Origin of the sequence: Ensifer sp. Root31, assembly GCF_001424825.1 — a bacterium.
GTDB lineage: Bacteria > Pseudomonadota > Alphaproteobacteria > Rhizobiales > Rhizobiaceae > Ensifer > Ensifer canadensis.
In genome coordinates, this window is the sequence record NZ_LMCO01000012.1 from 418753 (window position 1) to 436095 (window position 17343).

A 17343-nucleotide genomic window follows, 5' to 3' on the forward strand; every position below is an offset into this window, starting at 1 on the left:
GGCGTAGGTCATAGCCCAAACGGACAACTTGTTTCGGAAAACCCGTCGTCCTATAAAACTGGTATACGCGCATCTGTCGAGCATGAGATAACTCCACGCCGGCAATCGCGCACTGCTTTCGACTCGTGACCACGGATGTACTGGCACTAGTCTTGGAAGCGACAAAGAAAAAAGGTCGGAGCCAGCGCGCCCCGGCCTTTTTTGTTGGGCCCGATGCTTATATTTACTCCGACGCATGCGCCTCTATTGAGCGGCCGCCGTTGGCTGGCGGCGTCGCTGTTTCAGTCGTCGTCTTTCCCGGAAGCACAAGCTTAGTGGCTTGAGCCTACTCGCCACTTCGAACCCGTTCAATATAGCGCTTCCTGTCTTCCTCGGACGCACTAGCCGACATGTCCTGTCCGAGTTCGGCCCTTTGAGATAGCGGGAGCCATGGTCGATTAGGGTTCTCTCTAACCCATAGCTGTCTGGCACGTCTTTCAATTTCAGCGTCTTCCAACGTCTCCTCCTTCGATTTGAGTTCGAGTACCGCAGGGCCAGGCTCTTGCACGACTGACCTTGAATCCTTTGCAGACCAGCGGGCAACCCGAAGTATCCTGGCCTGATAAGGATCTACGTAGTGCAGACACTCGATTGCTTCGATAGGCCGCCGTCGTCGCAAGGCCGTTGAGGCGGAATTTGACGTTGTCGTCAGCTCGCAGGCAGTCAAAGCTACGACCTGACCAAACTCGTGCATCTGGATCGGCGCGGCAACGGGAAGGCTGTTCGCAAATTCCTGGCGTGGATCCAGGGCCAGGTGTGATTGCAGCCGAAGACGAGGACCAACCGGATAGGAAAAAAACGTCCCGCAACCGGTTTGATTCGTCGCTGATGGTCATCCTGGCCATGTCCGCGTAACGCTCGAGACGCCGGTCCTTCCAAAGCCCTCTTTGCGCATAGCGCCGGCGCCCCTGTGCCAACCAGATCTTCGTTCGGTAGGGGGATCCCTCCTGACGGAGCTCAGCTGGTCATCATCGTCTGCTGTCGCGGCGTCTCAATGGGCGAGAAGCCGAAGCGCTTCTTGTAGCAGGTGGCAAAATATTGGCTCGAGGAGAAGCCGCAGTCATAAGCAACGTTGGTGACGGACTGCTGGCCACTTTCGAGCAGTTGGCGCGCCGCGTTCAGGCGCAACATCTGCAAGTAGCGCACAGGCGTCATGTTGGTCAGCACCTGGCAATGCTGGGTGAACTGGGTGCGCGAGAGATTGCATTCGACAGCCATGTTCTCCAGGGTCCAGTCTTCGTCGAGGGCATGCCTCAAGCGCTTGAGGAAAATCTCGACCGTGCGCTTGGAACTTGCGAGTGCCAGATCCAGCACCGGCGCCTGGCTTTCCAGCATTTGGCGGAACTGGAGCAGCATCATCGAGATCAGCAGGCGCAGGCGCGCTTCGCCGCCATGGATGTCACGGCTCGCCACCACCTCGTGAATATCCATGAAGGTGCGCGCGACTTCGCGCGAGGCGAGATAGGAGATCTGCTCGTTCTTGGACAGAAGCTCGCTCAGCCGCCTGCGATCCCGTTCCGGCCAGCCGATCCAATCGGGCCAGAGCCAGGTTTCATGCGGGCGGCGCACGCCCATGTCCATCAGCACCCAGACGATATGGCTTGCGCCGATATTGGGGTCGCCGAGCGCATGCAATTGCCACGGCCGGACGACGAACATCTGGCCTTCGCTGAGCGTGGTCTTGCGGCCGTCCATCGTAATGGTGAGAGAGCCGCGTGCGAGATAGGCGATCTTGACGCCTTCGTTGCAATGTTCGCGCAGACCCCAGTCCTGCGGGTTCGTCGCATCCCAACCGCCGACGGAACAGACCTGCGGTAGGGCGTGGCCGAGGTCGATGCCCGGATAGCCGCGTCGCGTCCATGCGTTGAGTGAGACCTGTCCGGCAAGAGACGCCTTCATCAGGTCCTGGCAGTTCCCGGCATAGAGCAGGGCACCCGGCTCACGGAAAACCGCCGGCCGGCCGACGGCTCGCTCATTGTTGACTTTGCTCATCGTTCTCCCCCGCCGATGTTCAAAATTTACCAGTCCTCTATTTCGAACGCGGACGCTCCTTTATTGCGCAATGCTGCGTCATCATCAAGCGGCAAACGGAGGCGCTTCGTGATTTGTCGTTGAAACTCAACGGCATGGAGGAGAATCAGGGAGGATTTGCCGGTGCGGATAGGTTTCCACACGGACGCGTTCAACTCGGCCTATTGGTCGTTCGAAAAATGCTTGCAGTGGGCGAGCGACAACGATGTGCACTTCATCGAGTGTGGCCTGATAGACGGGGTCAGCTGGATTCATGGGCTCGGCTACCAGCCGCATGTCGCGCTTTACGAGGATCCCGCACTGCTGCGTCGGAAGATGGATCGCTACGGCGTGCGCTTCTCCCAGGTCGATGCCGCCTATCCGCTTTCCGGCGAAGATGGCCCGTTGCGCGGCGTGCCTTACGTGCTGAAATCGATTGCCTGGGCCGCGCAGGCCGGCAGCCCTTGCGTCGACACGACCGACGGGCTCCATATGCCGCCGGGGCTGAGCGAAGAAGAATCGATGGCGCTCATGAAGCGCAGCTACGAGAAGATCATCGAGGTCGCGGAAGCGCACGAAATCATCGTCAATATCGAGCCGCACGGGCATTTCACCACGCGCCCCGAATTCATGGAGCGCATGCTTGCCTTCGTCGATTCCCGATGGCTGCGCATGAACATGGACACCGGCAACACCTTCATCGCCGGTCAGGAGCCGACGGAGTTTCTGCCGCGCTTCGTCGACAAGGTCAGCCACGTTCACGTCAAGGATGTTTCGCAATCGCTCGCCGCTGCGGTTCGTGGCGGGCAGACCGGCATCGCGGTCAGCCATTGCGCGCTCGGCGATGGTGTCAATGCCGACAACATCAAGGCCTGCCTCGCGATACTGCGCGATCACGGCTACGACGGCGTGCTCAGCCTGGAATGCGAGGGAGCCGCCGGCCCGATGATCGAGAAATCCCTGTCTTGGATTCGCGCGACCTGCCGCGACCTCGGCATCAAGCTGCACTGAGCGCGCCATGAACCTAGGCATCAACCTTCTCTGTCTGACTGACTTCGTCGAGGACAGGCACTTGGCCAGCATCGGACGGCTGCGCGACCTCGGTTATGACGGGGTCGAGGTCCCGGTCCTTAAAGGTGCCGTCAGCCACTATGAGCGCCTGGGCAAGGAGCTCGACACGCTCGGCATCGGCCGATCGACCACGTCGATCGTTCCGACGCCGGACGCCAACCCGGTCAGTTGTGACGCGGACGTACGAGCGCGCGGCCTTGCCCATCTCGACTGGGCCCTGGATTGCGCCATCGCCCTTGGGGCCGAAAGTATGGGTGGGCCCTTCCATGCACCGATCGGGTTCTTCACCGGGGCCGGGGCCAGCGAGGACGAGCTCAAATACGGCGCCGACGCACATCGGGCACTGGCGGAGCGGGCTGCGGCAAACGGTATGCATCTGAGCCTCGAGCCCCTCAATCGCTTCGAGACCTATTACCTGAACACCATGGAGCAGGCCCGCTCCTATGTGGACCGGGTTGGGCATCCAGCCTTCAAAATCATGTACGACACCTTTCATGCCAACGTCGAAGAGCGTCGGCCGGAGGCGGCCATTCGCCTGATCGGCAGCGACATCGGCGTCTTTCACGTCTCCGAGAACGATCGTGGCATCCCGGGACGGGGACACATAGACTTCGCCGCAATGTTCAAGATCTTGAAGGAGATCGGTTATGACGGCTGGCTGACCCTTGAAGCATTCGGCGCCGGACTTCCAGCAATCGCGACGGCAACCCGCGTCTGGCGGCCGCTGTTTCCCGATTTCGAGACGCTCTTTTCCGAAAGCGCGACGTTCATTCGCAAGACATGGGCACAAGCATGACCATTCCTTCTCCCGCAATCGAGATGCGCGGCATCACCAAGAATTTTCCCGGCGTCAAAGCGCTGAAAGGTGTGAGCTTCGTTGCCTATCCGGGTGAGGTCCACGCACTGGCCGGCGAGAACGGCGCCGGCAAGTCTACGCTGATGAAGATCCTCTCCGGCGTCTACCGACTGGATGGCGGCGCCGTCGTCGTGGGCGGAGAGGAGCGACATTTCACTCATCCGCTCGATGCGATCCGCGCCGGCATCGCGGTGATCTACCAGGAATTCTCGCTACTACCCGAGCGCACCGTGGCGCAGAACATCTTTCTCGGCCGCGAGCCGACGCGGTTCGGCCTCGTCGACCACGGGGCGATGAACCAGGAGGCGCGACGCGTGCTCTCGCTGTTCGGCTCGTCGCATCGGATCGAACCCGACACGGTTGTCGCCGACCTCGATGTCGCAAGCCAGCAACTGGTCGAGATCGCCAAGGCGGTGTCGCTCGATGCACGGGTGATCGTGATGGACGAGCCGACTGCCGCCCTGAACGAGGCGGAATGCGAGGTGCTGTTCGGCCTCGTTGACACGCTGAAGATGAGGGGTGTGGCGATCGTCTATATCACGCACCGCATGCGCGAGATCACGCGGCTTGCCGATCGGGTGACTGTGCTGAAGGACGGCGAAACGGCCGCGAGCTTCGACGAAGTGCCGGAGCCCGATGTGATCGTACGCGCCATGGTCGGCCGCGATATCGGCGATTTCTATGCGGCGCCGGCGACGTCGCAGGAGATTGGTGATGCCGTGCTCTCCGTGCGCAATGCCGGCAACGAGCGGCTGAAGAACATTTCCTTCGAACTTCGCGCCGGCGAGATCGTCGGTTTTGCCGGATTGCAGGGGGCAGGGCGCGTTGCGCTCGCCCAGGCGATTTTCGGCTTTTCGCCCTTCATCAGGGGCGAGGTGCTGCTTGCCGGCAAGCCGGCGCGGTTCACCAACCCGCGCGACGCCATCCGCGCAGGCATCGGCCTTTTGCCGGGCGATCGCAAGGCCGAAGGGCTGGTGCTCATGCAGTCGGTCACGGACAATGGCATGCTGACGGCAAGGGCGCTGTCGGCTCTCGCGGGCAAGGCTGATGCGACCGCGTTCGCCTCCACTGAGGAGATGGATAGGCTGCTGCAGGACCTCGACGTGCGCGCGGGCAGCTTTTCCCAGGAAATCAAGGCGCTCTCCGGCGGAAACCAGCAGAAGGCAATTGTCGCGCGCTGGCTGGCTCTGGCGCCACGCTTGCTGATCTTCATCGAGCCGACGCGCGGCATCGACGTCAATGCCAAGGCCGGCATCTACCACCTCATGCGCGATCTCGCCCGCAAGGGTACGGCGATCATGATGATTTCGTCCGACCTGCCGGAGGTGCTCGGTGCTGCCGACCGCATCCTCGTTATGCGCGCCGGCGAACTGGTGGCAGCGTTCCAGCGCGGCGTGTCGGAAGCCGATGTCATGCTCGCTGCAACCGGCGAAGAGGCGGTGGCGGCATGAACACGGCGATCTTCACCAAACGCCCCACTTCGCGCATTGAGCGCTATTCGCCGGCCCTGCTGCTCGCTGCCGCGCTTCTGATCTACATCGCTATCGCGCTCAGCCTTGGTTTGACGCGGTTCCTGACACCGGAAGCGGCGATCTCCATCCTCAACCGCTCCATCGCGCTCGGCATGACCGCTGTCGGCCAGACCTTCGCCATTCTCGTCGGCTCGATAGACCTGTCGGTGGCGCATCTCATTTCCGCGTCGGCGGTGGTCTCGTCGGCGATCATGAACGGTGATCCGGCGATGATGGTGCCTGCCGTCCTCGCGGTGCTGCTGATGGGTGTTCTGGTCGGCACGTTGAACGGGCTGCTGATTATCAGGCTGGAGGTCAATCCGCTCATCGCGACGCTGGGCATGGCGCTCATCATTCAGGGTTGCCTTGCTTCCTTCCACGGCAAGTTCGCAGGTTCGGTCCCGGATGCGTTCCAGTTCTTCGCCTATGGCACTGTGCTGGGATTGCCATTCAGCCTCATCATGCTGGCGCTGGTCGTTCTTGCTGCCTGGGTCCTGCTGCGGTTCACTCGCTTCGGGTCCAACATCTACTCAGTCGGCGGCAATCGCGACACCGCGCGTGCAGCGGGCATCAAGACGGGCCGCGTGGTGATGGCGAGCCATATCATCTGCAGCCTGTGTGCGTCACTGGCGGGCCTTTATCTCGCAAGTCGCCTGAAGTCCGGTTCGCCCTGGATCGGCACGGAGGGTGCATACGACCTGGAATCGATCGCCGTCGTGGTCATCGGCGGGACGATCCTCTCCGGCGGCAAGGGCGGGATCTGGGGCACCGTCGCGGGCGTCATCATCTTCTCGCTGATCGACTCCATCTTTAATCTCGCCGGCGTCGACGCCTTCGCCAAGCAGGTGATGCGTGGCATCATCATTGTCGCAGCCGTCGCCTTCTACGCCGTGCGTTCGAAGAGGATAGTGGCATGATTCAGCAAACCATCGGCTCTGCAGAGACGCCCGGCACCTCGAGAAGCGGCCGCTTCCCGAAGATCAATCCCGTCTTCTTCGTGCTTGCAGCCCTGCTCGTCGCCATCACGCTGTCGAACCCGAATTTCGTCGAGCCCCCCGGATACATGAATTTCCTGAAGCGTGCCGCGCCGCTGGCGATCCTCGCCGCCGGCCAGATCTATGTCATCGTCTCTGGTGGATTCGATCTCTCGGTCGGCTCGCTGATCACGCTGACAGTGGTCGGTTCATCGATGCTGCTCAACAACAATGCCGATGCGACATGGTGGGTGATCCCTGTCATGTACGCTGTCGGGCTCGCTGTCGGCGTGATCAACGGTCTCGTCGTCAGCTTTCTGAGGGTCCCCTCGCTGATTGCCACACTCGGCATGATGATTACTCTGAACGGTGCAGCCTTCATGTGGTCGAGCGGATCGCCGCGCGGCTACCTGCCCGAGACTTTCCGCTTCTTCGGGCGCGTCAATATCCAGGGCATTCCGCTCATTCAGTTCCTGCCGGTTGCGCTGCTGGTGCTGCTTTCGGTCGGCATATGCCTGTTCTGGCTCATGCATCGCACCAATCTCGGCCGCATGCTGCATGCGATCGGCGACAATCCGCGGGCGGCGCAGATGTCGGGCGTCCCGCTCGAGCGGGTTCGCATCACCGCCTTCGTCGTGTCGTCGCTGAGCGCCGTGACGGCCGGCATTCTGCTCGGCGGTTTTGCGGGCGTCTCGACAGATGTCGGCGTCGGCTACGAGCTGCAGGCGATCACGGCTTGCGTCATCGGTGGTGCGCAGCTTCTCGGCGGGCGTGGCTCGGTGCCCGCGTCGATCGCCGGCGCGTTGACGCTGACTGCGATCTTCACGCTGCTCAATTTCATTGGCTTGCCGAAACCGGTGCGCGATGTCGTGCAGGGCGTGATCCTGATCGTCGCCGTCGTGCTTGCCACCTATCGGCGCAACCGCGCCGGTGGGACCTGAGTTTCGTCGGCCGAAGGGCCGTCGGGAGGAACTGAAAAATCATGATCAAATGGGAGTGAGACATGAAAAGACTGCTGACCGCCACCCTTTCGGCTGCCCTCATCGCCAGCACCGCGCAGGCCCAACAGCTGAACTTCGACGATCCTGCCGAGTTCGCCAGGCAGCGCGAGCTCTTGACGGCAAAGGCCAACGGCCCGGGTGGGGAGCCGTGGGCGCAATATTACGGTGACCAAATGGCCGACACCGCAAAGTTCAAGAAGGATGGTCCCTACACGATCTGCTTCTCGAACGCCGGGGTCAACAATGCCTGGCGCGTGACCGGCTGGACGAACATGCAGGCTGAAGTGAAGCTCCATCCGGAAATCAAGGAGCTCATCCATGTCGATGCCGAAGGCTCCGACGACAAGCAGATCTCCGACATCGACGATCTGATCAATGGCGGCAAATGCTCGGCTCTGATCGTCTCGCCGAACACGACCGCGGCGCTGACCCCGGCCGTCGAGAAGGCCTGTGCCAAGCTGCCCGTCATCGTCTTCGATCGCGGCGTCAACACAAAATGCCCGGTCACTTTCATCCACCCGGTCGGCGGTTATGGCTTCGGCATCCAGGCAGGCGAATTCGTGGCGGCCAATGCGCCGGCCGGCGCCAACGTGCTGATGCTGCGCATCGTGCCCGGCGTCGACGTACTGGAGACCCGTGCGTCCGCCGCCAAGCACATCTTCAAGGAAAAGGGGCTGAACGTCATCGGCGAGGAGTTCACCGAGGGCGACAACGCCAAGACCAAGTCGATCGTCGAGGACTATCTGCAGCGCGGCACGATCGACGCGGTCTGGATGGATGCCGGCGCCACCGCCGTTGCAGCGCTGGAGGCTTTCGAAGACTCCGGTCTGCCCCTGCCTGTTATCACCGGGGAGGACCAGCAGGACTTTCTGATGAAATGGAAGGCCGAAGGCTTCAAGGCGATCGCGCCGACCTACCCGACCTATCAGTGGCGCACGCCCATCATTGCGGCCGTGAACGTGCTGAAGGGTGAACCGGTCCCGGGTCCGGAATGGGTGATGCCGCAGCCGGCGATCACAGCCGAGACGCTCGACCAGTACGTCAACGACAAGATGCCGCCGCTACATCATGCCATGTGCGGCTGCGAAAAGCTGCCCGACTATCCGGCAGCATGGGGTGGGCAGTAAGAAGAAGAGGGCTGCGCGACAGCGCGGCCCCTTCCGTCGTCTCCCTCGCTGGACCGGTCCATAGAGCCGACGTTCCTCGGCCCGCGAATTGCCGGGTACAGGCCGACCGGAAATCTGAACGAGGCCATACCATCATAGCGCTGGCCGGTTACAGAGCGAAAAGGTGACGCCTTTTGCGCCCAGCCTGTCAATGTCACCAACGCCAGCCCCTTTGCTATAACCTCCGCGTCGCCGAAGGCCGATGCCACGTTGGTTGCGTCCGTCCTCATGGCGACTTGTCCCAGCTGTTTCAGGTCAAGCCACGCTCCGCCAGGTGACGGCCGCCGAGTACGCCTGCGTTCTTCGGTGAGCAGTTGCGGATCAGCCCAGAGGGTTTCAGTGCTTTGGTAGTCGAACGTCTGTGATGCGGCTCCTCTTGTGGGCAGGCCTTGTGCAGGCAGATGCCTCTACCCGGCTTGCAATCGAGCCGTCCTATTGCCGGCGCGGTTTCGCAGATCTCGATAACATGTATCTTATGATACCTGTTGACATGTTATACCAGTTGAGAAATATAGTCCTACGCCGGGATCGGCGGAGGAACGTTTCGGCTGGACGAGATTGGCTCCGGTCACTTGCATTTAGGGAGGTCTTCGATGACATCGATCGCGCTGTTCGGTGCCGGTGGCAAAATGGGCTATCGGCTCGCCAAGAATCTGAAGGGTTCGCGCTTCGATGTCCGGCATGTCGAAGTGAGCGACGCCGGCAAGGCGCGCCTTTCGAAGGATCTCGGCATCGCCTGCGTTTCCGCCGATGAGGGCCTAGATGGTGCCGATGTCGTCATTCTTGCGGTTCCGGATACTGCGATCGGCAAGGTCGCGGCCGGCATTGCCGGCAGGCTGAAGCCGGGCATGATGGTCGTGGCGCTCGATGCCGCGGCCCCATTTGCCGGCCATTTGCCCGAGCGCGCGGACCTTACCTATTTCGTCACGCATCCCTGCCATCCGCCGATCTTCAATGACGAGACGGATCCAGCGGCCAAGCGCGATTTCTTTGGCGGCATCGCGGCCAAGCAGCACATCGTTTCCGCTCTGATGCAGGGTCCGGAAAGTGCCTATGCGCTCGGCGAAGAGATCGCCAAGGTCATCTGGGCGCCGGTCATGCGCTCGCACCGCGTCACCGTCGAGCAGATGGCGCTGCTGGAGCCGGGCCTGTCCGAAACGGTCTGCGCTTCGCTGCTCGTCGTTATGCGCGAAGCAATGGACGAATGCGTGCGCCGCGGCGTTTCCAAGGAGGCTGCCCGCGACTTCCTGCTCGGCCACATGAACGTGCTCGGCGCCGTGATCTTCGAGGAGACACCGGGCGTCTTCTCCGATGCCTGCAACAAGGCGATCGAGTTCGGAAAGCCCGTGCTCATGAAGGACGACTGGAAGCGCGTGTTCGAGCCCGCGGAAATCGCCGCGAGCATCCAGCGCATCACCTGATTTACGGCGGGCTTGGTCCGCGTTGACGGCGCCACGCGCCGGCAAAAAATCGCACCGGGAGGCCATTCTCAATGGGGGGATGGCCGAAGGAGACCGGGGCTAACTGGGAGGAGAAACATGAACATTACCCGTAGACTGATCACTATCGGTTTTGCTGCCGTCATGGCGGCTGGCGTTGCCATGCCGTCGTTTGCTGCCGATCTCATCGCGATCATCACGCCGAGCCACGACAACCCGTTCTTCAAGGCGGAAGCCGTAGGCGCGGAAGCCAAGGCCAAGGAGCTCGGCTACGAGACACTGGTTCTCGTTCATGACGACGACGCCAACAAGCAGTCGCAACTCATCGATACGGCAATCGGCCGCGGCGCCAAGGCGATCATCCTCGACAATGCCGGCTCGGAAGCCTCGATCGCCGCCGTAAAGAAGGCCAAGGATGCGGGCATCCCCTCCTTCCTGATCGACCGTGAAATCAACGCCACGGGCGTCGCTGTTTCCCAGATCGTCTCGAACAACTACCAGGGCGCGCAGCTTGGTGCCGAAGAGTTCGTCAAGCTGATGGGCGAGAAGGGTAACTATGTCGAGCTGCTCGGCCGCGAAGCCGACCTCAATGCCGGCATCCGCTCCAAGGGCTATCACGACGTCATGGACGAATATGCGGACATGAAGATGGTCGCCCAGCAGTCGGCCAACTGGAGCCAGACCGAAGGCTACTCCAAGATGGAGACCATCCTTCAGGCCAATCCGGACATCCAGGGCGTGATCGCCGGCAACGACACGATGGCCATGGGCGCGATCGCGGCTCTGCAGGCGGCCGGCCGCAAAGATGTCATCGTCGTCGGTTTCGACGGGTCGAACGATGTGCGCGACTCGATCAAGGCGGGCGGCATCAAGGCAACTGTCATGCAGCCAGCCTATGCCCAGGCACAGCTCGCCGTCACCCAGGCGCATGAGTACATCACGACCGGCAAGGCGCCGGCCGAAGAAAAGCAGCTGATGGACTGCGTGCTGATCACAGCGGACAACGCCGGCAAGCTCGAAACCTTCGCGCTCTCCGAATAATCCTCTCGCAATGGCGCGAGGCAGGGGAAAACCCTGCCTCGCGTTTGCTGTTTATGACGGAGAATGGGAATGCTGAGGTTTCAGGCTGCCTGTACACTCATGCTTGCCGGCGCGCTTGCGCTTGGCGGCTGCAAATTCGTCAAGACCGAGGACGAACAGAAGCAAGCGGCGGCAGGCGCCTTCAATCCCGACAGGCTGGTCGCCGACATTTGGGACGCGAAGGTCGTACCCTATCTCGACGAGCGTGCAGGCGCGTTCAAGGATGTCACCGCTCTTGCCGCAAACAATCTGGACGCGGCGGCGGAAAAATACGGCCACAAGGAAAAGCAGGGCAACGCGCCATGGACCTTTGCGGCCAAGGTCGACGGCGTGATCGTCGCCGAGGAGACGAAATCACGCGCGGCCTACGTTGATGTGGACGTGGACGGCGACAAGAAGGCGGACGTGCGCGTCTCGATCGGCCCGGCCATCCGCGGCACGGCGTTGCGCGACAGCCTGAAATTCGTGAACTTCAACGAGTTCAAGAACCAGATCGAATGGGCGCAGTACGGAAAGGCCTTCAACACCCACGTGAACCGCGCCTTGCTTGAAAAGCTTTCGCGCGAAGGGCTCACCGGCAAGACGCTCAAAGCGACCGGCGCCTATCCGCTGCCGGCCAAGGGTCAGTTGCCGCAATTCGTGCCTGCCACCATCACCGTGGGAGGTTGACGATGGCCAATCTCGACGACGGCGACGTCATTCTCGAACTGAAGGACATCACCAAGGCCTATTCCGGTATCGTGGCGCTGAAGAAGGCGGACCTGAAGCTTCGCCGCGGTGCCGTGAATGTGCTCGTCGGCGAAAATGGTGCCGGCAAGTCGACGATGATGCGCATCATCGCCGGCGTGGAGCGCCCGACGCTCGGCGAGATCTGGATGGATGGCGAACGCATCCACCTGAACAGTCCCGCCGACGCGGTGCGCCACGGCATCGGTATCGTCTTCCAGGAACTGAACCTCTTCGGCAATCTCTCGGTTGCGGAGAACATCTTTGCCACCCGCGAGATCACACGTGGCCTCCGCGGCATCGACCACAAGGCGCAGGTGGAAAAAGCCAACGAATTCCTCAATCGCCTGGAAGCAGGCATCTCCGCCGAAACGCTTGCAGAAGACCTGCCGATCGGCCAGCAACAGCTCGTCGAGATCGCTCGCGCCGTATCGCTCGACACCCGCATCCTTATCATGGACGAGCCCACCTCGGCGCTCAGCGCCGCCGAAGTCGACGTACTCTTCCGCGTGATTGCGGACCTGAAAGCGCGCGGTGTTGCGATCGTCTACATCTCGCACCGGCTGGAAGAGCTGATGCGCATCGGCGACTACATCACGGTGCTGAAGGACGGCGAGATCACTGGCCATGCCATGGTCAAGGACATCGATACGCGCTGGATCGTGCGCTCGATGATCGGATCGGATGCCAAGGATTTTGCCAAGCAGGTCGAGCACGAGCCGGGCGAAGAGGTCTTTCGCACCGAAAACATCTGCCTGCCGCGCGCGCAGGGCGGCTATGCCGTTGACCATGTGTCGATCGGCGTTCGCAAGGGCGAGATCCTGGGGATCTACGGTCTCATGGGCGCTGGGCGCTCCGAGCTTTTCGAATGCATCATGGGCCGCCACGAGCACTATACGGGGAAAATCTTCGTCGAGGGCGAGGAGCTGAAGGGGCGCGACACGACCCGCCGCATCCGCGAGGGCCTGGCGCTGATCCCGGAAGACCGCCAACGCGAGGGCCTCGTGCAGTCCATGTCGATTGCTGACAACCTTTCCATGGCAAGCCTCGGCCAGTTCCTGAAGGGTGGCTTCCACATCGATCTCAAGCTTGAGAAGAAGGCGATCCTGGACGCGATCCGCAATCTTTCGATCAAGGCGAAGAACCCGGACTTCGACGTCACCTCGATGTCGGGCGGCAATCAGCAGAAGGTCGTCATCGGCAAGGCGCTGATGACCGGGCCGAAAGTGCTGCTGATGGACGAGCCGAGCCGCGGCATCGATGTCGGCGCCAAGGCGGACGTTTTCCGCACCATGCGGCGCCTGGCGGGCGAGGGGCTCGCCATCCTGTTCTCCACCTCCGACCTGGAAGAGGTCATGGCCCTTTCCGATCGCATCGCGGTGATGAGCAATGGCCGCCTCGTGACGGTGGTCGACCGCAAGGATGCCACCGAGGAGATGGTCATCTCGGCCTCCGCAGAGGGACATAAAACCAAAAGGATGCATGCGTGATGACGACAGCAACGCAAACTGCCGCCGCTGGCAACAGCCTCTCCACTGGGGCGGCCCTGCTCACGCTCATGAAGCTGAGGACGTTCATCGCGCTCTTCGCGGTGATCATCTTCTTCTCGATCTTCGCGCCGAATTTTCTGTCGACCGCGAACATGATCCTGATGTCAAAACACGCGACGCAGAACGCCTTTCTCGCCATCGGCATGACCTTTGTCATCATCACCGGTGGCATCGACCTGTCCGTCGGCTCGATCGTCGGGCTCTGCGGCATGATTGCGGGCGGGTTGATCATGTACGGCGTGGCGCTGCCGCTCGGCTACACCGTCTATTTCAATATCGTCGAGGTCGCGATCATCGTGATGGCAGTCGGCATCCTCATCGGTGCGGTCAACGGTCTGCTGATTACCCGACTGAACGTTGCGCCCTTCATTGCGACGCTCGGCACACTCTATGTCGCACGCGGCATGGCGCTGCTCTATTCCGATGGCCAGACCCTGCCCAATCTCAACGGGCGGGAAGACCTCGGCAACCAGGGCTTCAGCTATCTCGGATCCGGCTCGATCCTCGGCCTTCCGGTCTCCGTCTGGATCCTCATCGTCGTGGCGTTGGGTGCGGCCTACTTCGCCCGCTTCGTGCCGCTCGGCCGGCACATCTTCGCAGTCGGCGGCAATGAGCGCGCCTCGCGCATGTCGGGCATCCGTGTCAACCGCGTCAAGATGTTCGTCTACATGTTCTCCGGTTTCTGCGCGGCGATCGTCGGCCTCGTCATCTCCTCGGAACTGATGGCCTCGCATCCCGCGACCGGCACCAATCTCGAGCTCAACGCTATTGCAGCGGCAGTTCTCGGTGGTACATCCATGTCCGGTGGGCGCGGCACGATCGGCGGAACGATCATCGGCGCCTTCGTGATCGGCATTCTGTCCGACGGGTTGGTGATGATGGGCGTGAGTTCGTTCTGGCAGATGGTGATCAAGGGCCTCGTGATCATCGTCGCCGTGGTGGTGGACCAGGCACAGCGCCGCCTGCAGCAGCGCGTGGCCCTGATGCAGATGGCAAAGGCAGGCTGAGCATGGCCAAGATCAAGGGCGCGCTGATCGGCTGCGGTTTCTTCGCCGTCAACCAGATGCATGGCTGGCAGGATATTGCCAATGTGGAGATGGTGGCGATCTGCGACCGCGATCCGGAGCGGTTTCGTATCGTCGGCGACCAGTTCGGCGTCGCGCGGCGCTACCAGTCGGCAGAGGCGATGTTTGCCGATGGCGGCTTCGATTTCGTCGATATCGCCACGACGGTCGGCAGCCATCGGGCACTGGTGGAGCTTGCCGCCAGTCACGCGGTGCCAGCGATCTGCCAGAAGCCGTTCGCGCCGACCCTAGAGGATGCCAAGGCCATGGTGGCTGCTGCCGACGGGGCTGGCATTCCGCTGATGATCCATGAGAACTTCCGCTGGCAAACGCCGATCCTCGCAGTGAAGGCGGTTTTGGACCGTGGCACGATCGGCATGCCCTTCTGGGGGCGCGTCTCCTTCCGATCCGGCTTCGATGTCTTTTCAGGCCAACCCTATCTCGCCAAGGGCAAGCGCTTCATCATCGAGGATCTCGGCATCCATTCGCTCGACATCGCCCGTTTCCTCTTCGGTGATGCGCACCGAATGACTGCCCGCACGGCGCGCATCAATCCTGACATTGCCGGTGAGGATGTGGCGACCATGCTGCTCGGCCACGACAACGGCATCACCTCGATCGTCGATGTCAGCTATGCGAGCAAGCTACCGGAAGAACCGTTCCCGCAGACCTTCGTCGAGATCGACGGCAGCACGGGCACGCTCCGTCTCGGCAAGGACTACAAGCTCACCGTCCATGGGCCAGAGGGCACGACGGAAAGCCTCGTCGCGCCGAAGCTGCTCCCCTGGGCCTCGCGGCCATGGCACAACATTCAGGAGAGCGTGGCGCTGATCCAGAAGCACTGGGTCGAGCGGCTGGCCGCGCGGCAGGAACCGGACACCTCCGGCCGCGACAATCTGCAAACCTTCGCCCTTGTCGAAGCCGCCTATCTTAGCGCCAGGCGCGGCGAGACCGTTTCGCTTGTGGATCTGCTGGGATGAACAAAGACGCGCTGCTGCTCTACGGGACCCGGGAGCGTGAGCCCGAAAGCCGCACGCTCATCGCCGGCGATTTGAGCGTGGCGCTTCAGGACGGTAATCTTCGCAGCCTTCGGTTCCGCGGCTATGAGGTGTTGCGCGCGATCGCCTTCCTGGTGCGCGACGGGGATTGGGGCACCTGCAATGCCATGATCAGTGCCCTTGCCGTCGAAGAGAAAGAACAGGGTTTCTCCGTCACTTACAGCGCCCGCTTCACCGCGCCTTCGGGCGCCAATCTCGATTGCGCGGTCGCGATTTCTGGATCCGAGCGGACAGTGAGCTTTTCCGCAAACTGCATCAGCGACGCTGACTTCGAGACGGCCCGTGCCGGCTTCGCCGTGCTGCACCCGGTCGTCGGCGTCGCGGGCCAGCCAGTGGAAGTCCGGCATGGCGATGGCAGTATCGAGCAGGCGCATTGGCCGGAGCAGATCGAGCCCTGGCAACCTTTCAAGGATATCGCGGCGATCACGCACCGCGTTGCGCCGGGCATCGAGGCAACAACGCAGTTCGGTGGCGACGTCTTCGAGATGGAGGACCAGCGCAACTGGACCGACGGATCCTATAAGACCTATGTGCGGCCACTGGCGCTACCCTGGCCCTACCGCGTGCCGAAGGGCGAAGCGTTCGGCCAGCGGATTACCGTAGACATCCGGGCGGAAGAGGGCGCGGCATTCGCGGTGGCGTCGGATACGGTCACACTTGCGCTGGCGCCGACGGCACTTCGCTTTCCGGAGCTCGGCGTCGGCTTGCGGCCGGAATGCTTCGCCGACCAACTCGCCTCGCTTGCCGTCCTCAAAACGATCGACGCGCGCCATCTGATCGCCTATTTCGATCCTGACGCCGGACATGGGATCTCGGCGCTGGAAGGATACGCGGATATCGCTGAGCGGTCCGGCCTCAAGGTGACACTGGAACTTGCCCTGCCATGCAAGCGCCCGCTTGAGGAGGAAATGGCCGAACTCGCCACGTTCATCGAAAAGGCTGGTCTGGCGCTCGATACGCTGTTCATTTGCCCGTCAGTGGACCGTCAGTCAACGCCGCCCGGCAGTCAGTGGCCGCAGTGCCCGCCGCTCGCGGATGTCTATTCCGCGGCGCGGGCAGCCTTTCCCGGCGTTCGGCTCGGCGGCGGCATGATGAGCTATTTCACCGAGCTCAATCGCAAGCACGTGCCCGGTGATCGGATAGACTATGTCAGCCATTGCACCAACCCGATCGTGCATGCGGCTGATGACCTTTCCGTCATGCAGACCTTCGAGGCCCTTTGCGATGTCGTGCGTTCCACGCGGGCAATCTATGGCGACAAGCCCTATCGCATCGGCCCTTCCACCATCGCCATGCGCCAGAATCCCTATGGCAATGCCACGAAGGACAATCCGGCCGGCGGCCGTATCCCGATGGCCAGTGTCGACCCTCGGCACAATGGACGTTTCGGCGCCGCCTGGGCGCTGGCCTATGCCGCAACCGTGGCCTCTGCAGGACTGGAAGTCCTGACGCTTTCGACGCTTGCAGGCCCTTTCGGGCTTGTCGCCGGTGAGGGGGAGACGACCGCGAAAGGCGAGTTGCGGCCGCTTGCACATGTGCTGGCGCGTCTCGGGGCGCTCGCAGGCGAAGAGGTTGTCGCGGTCGAGACCTCACGGCCGGATGCGGTGCTGGGGCTGGCGTCCCGGGAGCGGTTGCTTCTGGCAAACATAACGCCTGCGCCGCAGACAGTGATGCTCACTGCTACGCCGCGAAAGGTCGTGGAAATTGCGAGCGGTGAGAAAGTCCTGGCGTCAGGACAGCACGTCACTCTACCAGCCTATGGCTGCGTCGAGATCTTCATCTGAGCGTTATACCAACC

Annotated in this window: 14 protein-coding genes; 13 read left to right on the plus strand and 1 reads right to left on the minus strand. The window is 62.0% G+C overall.

Translation table 11 applies throughout. The features are described from left to right. Positions 1-996: 996 nt before the first annotated feature. Positions 997-2031 (minus strand): AraC family transcriptional regulator, encoded by a 1035-nt coding sequence (locus ASD00_RS13850; RefSeq protein WP_057207174.1) that lies wholly within the window; start codon positions 2029-2031, stop codon positions 997-999. A 162-nt stretch (positions 2032-2193) separates the two neighbouring features. Here ASD00_RS13850 and ASD00_RS13855 point away from each other — a divergent pair, with 162 nt between their 5' ends. The 13 genes from ASD00_RS13855 (at position 2194) to ASD00_RS13915 (ending at position 17329) form a co-directional block, all read left to right on the plus strand. After that, entirely contained in the window at positions 2194-3060 is an 867-nt protein-coding gene (locus tag ASD00_RS13855) for a sugar phosphate isomerase/epimerase (RefSeq protein WP_158071660.1), read from the plus strand. Positions 3061-3067: 7 nt separating this feature from the next. After that, positions 3068-3916, plus strand: a complete 849-nt coding sequence (locus tag ASD00_RS13860; protein ID WP_057207175.1) for a sugar phosphate isomerase/epimerase family protein — start codon at positions 3068-3070, stop codon at positions 3914-3916. Continuing rightward, positions 3913-5427 (plus strand): sugar ABC transporter ATP-binding protein, encoded by a 1515-nt coding sequence (locus ASD00_RS13865; protein ID WP_057207326.1) that lies wholly within the window; start codon positions 3913-3915, stop codon positions 5425-5427. The genes ASD00_RS13860 and ASD00_RS13865 overlap by 4 nt, the downstream gene beginning before the upstream one ends. Next, the gene (locus ASD00_RS13870; RefSeq protein ID WP_057207176.1) at positions 5424-6404 is read left to right on the plus strand and encodes an ABC transporter permease; all 981 of its coding nucleotides are present in this window, start codon (positions 5424-5426) and stop codon (positions 6402-6404) included. The genes ASD00_RS13865 and ASD00_RS13870 overlap by 4 nt, the downstream gene beginning before the upstream one ends. Further along, positions 6401-7402: an ABC transporter permease gene (locus ASD00_RS13875; RefSeq protein WP_057207177.1), complete on the plus strand. Its 1002-nt coding sequence runs from the start codon at positions 6401-6403 to the stop codon at positions 7400-7402. The genes ASD00_RS13870 and ASD00_RS13875 overlap by 4 nt, the downstream gene beginning before the upstream one ends. A gap of 62 nt (positions 7403-7464) precedes the next feature. Further along, positions 7465-8589, plus strand: coding sequence for an ABC transporter substrate-binding protein (locus ASD00_RS13880; RefSeq protein WP_057207178.1), 1125 nt, complete (start codon positions 7465-7467; stop codon positions 8587-8589). Positions 8590-9221: 632 nt separating this feature from the next. Next, the gene (locus ASD00_RS13885; protein WP_057207179.1) at positions 9222-10049 is read left to right on the plus strand and encodes a phosphogluconate dehydrogenase C-terminal domain-containing protein; all 828 of its coding nucleotides are present in this window, start codon (positions 9222-9224) and stop codon (positions 10047-10049) included. Positions 10050-10166: 117 nt separating this feature from the next. Then, positions 10167-11108: a D-ribose ABC transporter substrate-binding protein gene (locus tag ASD00_RS13890; RefSeq protein WP_057207180.1), complete on the plus strand. Its 942-nt coding sequence runs from the start codon at positions 10167-10169 to the stop codon at positions 11106-11108. Between the two features lie 69 nt (positions 11109-11177). Then, the gene (locus ASD00_RS13895; protein WP_057207181.1) at positions 11178-11816 is read left to right on the plus strand and encodes a DUF2291 family protein; all 639 of its coding nucleotides are present in this window, start codon (positions 11178-11180) and stop codon (positions 11814-11816) included. 2 nt (positions 11817-11818) lie between these two features. Then, a complete protein-coding gene (locus ASD00_RS13900; protein WP_057207182.1) occupies positions 11819-13363 on the plus strand; it encodes a sugar ABC transporter ATP-binding protein in 1545 nt (514 codons plus the stop codon). Beyond that, entirely contained in the window at positions 13363-14430 is a 1068-nt protein-coding gene (locus ASD00_RS13905) for an ABC transporter permease (protein ID WP_025430261.1), read from the plus strand. Before ASD00_RS13900 ends, ASD00_RS13905 begins: the two co-directional genes overlap by 1 nt. A gap of 2 nt (positions 14431-14432) precedes the next feature. Continuing rightward, positions 14433-15467 carry a Gfo/Idh/MocA family oxidoreductase gene (locus tag ASD00_RS13910; protein WP_057207183.1) on the plus strand — a complete coding sequence of 345 codons (1035 nt, stop codon included), beginning with the start codon at positions 14433-14435 and terminating at the stop codon, positions 15465-15467. After that, positions 15464-17329 carry a hypothetical protein gene (locus ASD00_RS13915; RefSeq protein WP_063963257.1) on the plus strand — a complete coding sequence of 622 codons (1866 nt, stop codon included), beginning with the start codon at positions 15464-15466 and terminating at the stop codon, positions 17327-17329. Before ASD00_RS13910 ends, ASD00_RS13915 begins: the two co-directional genes overlap by 4 nt. The last annotated feature ends 14 nt before the right edge of the window (positions 17330-17343 follow it).

Bases quoted from the DNA above. Each gene is read 5' to 3' on its own strand.
- ASD00_RS13850 (WP_057207174.1), bottom strand. From the start codon at position 2,031: ATGAGCAAAGTCAACAATGAGCGAGCCGTCGGCCGGCCGGCGGTTTTC.
- ASD00_RS13860 (WP_057207175.1), top strand. From the start codon at position 3,068: ATGAACCTAGGCATCAACCTTCTCTGTCTGACTGACTTCGTCGAGGAC.
- ASD00_RS13865 (WP_057207326.1), top strand. From the start codon at position 3,913: ATGACCATTCCTTCTCCCGCAATCGAGATGCGCGGCATCACCAAGAAT.
- ASD00_RS13870 (WP_057207176.1), top strand. From the start codon at position 5,424: ATGAACACGGCGATCTTCACCAAACGCCCCACTTCGCGCATTGAGCGC.
- ASD00_RS13875 (WP_057207177.1), top strand. From the start codon at position 6,401: ATGATTCAGCAAACCATCGGCTCTGCAGAGACGCCCGGCACCTCGAGA.
- ASD00_RS13880 (WP_057207178.1), top strand. From the start codon at position 7,465: ATGAAAAGACTGCTGACCGCCACCCTTTCGGCTGCCCTCATCGCCAGC.
- ASD00_RS13885 (WP_057207179.1), top strand. From the start codon at position 9,222: ATGACATCGATCGCGCTGTTCGGTGCCGGTGGCAAAATGGGCTATCGG.
- ASD00_RS13890 (WP_057207180.1), top strand. From the start codon at position 10,167: ATGAACATTACCCGTAGACTGATCACTATCGGTTTTGCTGCCGTCATG.
- ASD00_RS13895 (WP_057207181.1), top strand. From the start codon at position 11,178: ATGCTGAGGTTTCAGGCTGCCTGTACACTCATGCTTGCCGGCGCGCTT.
- ASD00_RS13900 (WP_057207182.1), top strand. From the start codon at position 11,819: ATGGCCAATCTCGACGACGGCGACGTCATTCTCGAACTGAAGGACATC.
- ASD00_RS13905 (WP_025430261.1), top strand. From the start codon at position 13,363: ATGACGACAGCAACGCAAACTGCCGCCGCTGGCAACAGCCTCTCCACT.
- ASD00_RS13910 (WP_057207183.1), top strand. From the start codon at position 14,433: ATGGCCAAGATCAAGGGCGCGCTGATCGGCTGCGGTTTCTTCGCCGTC.
- ASD00_RS13915 (WP_063963257.1), top strand. From the start codon at position 15,464: ATGAACAAAGACGCGCTGCTGCTCTACGGGACCCGGGAGCGTGAGCCC.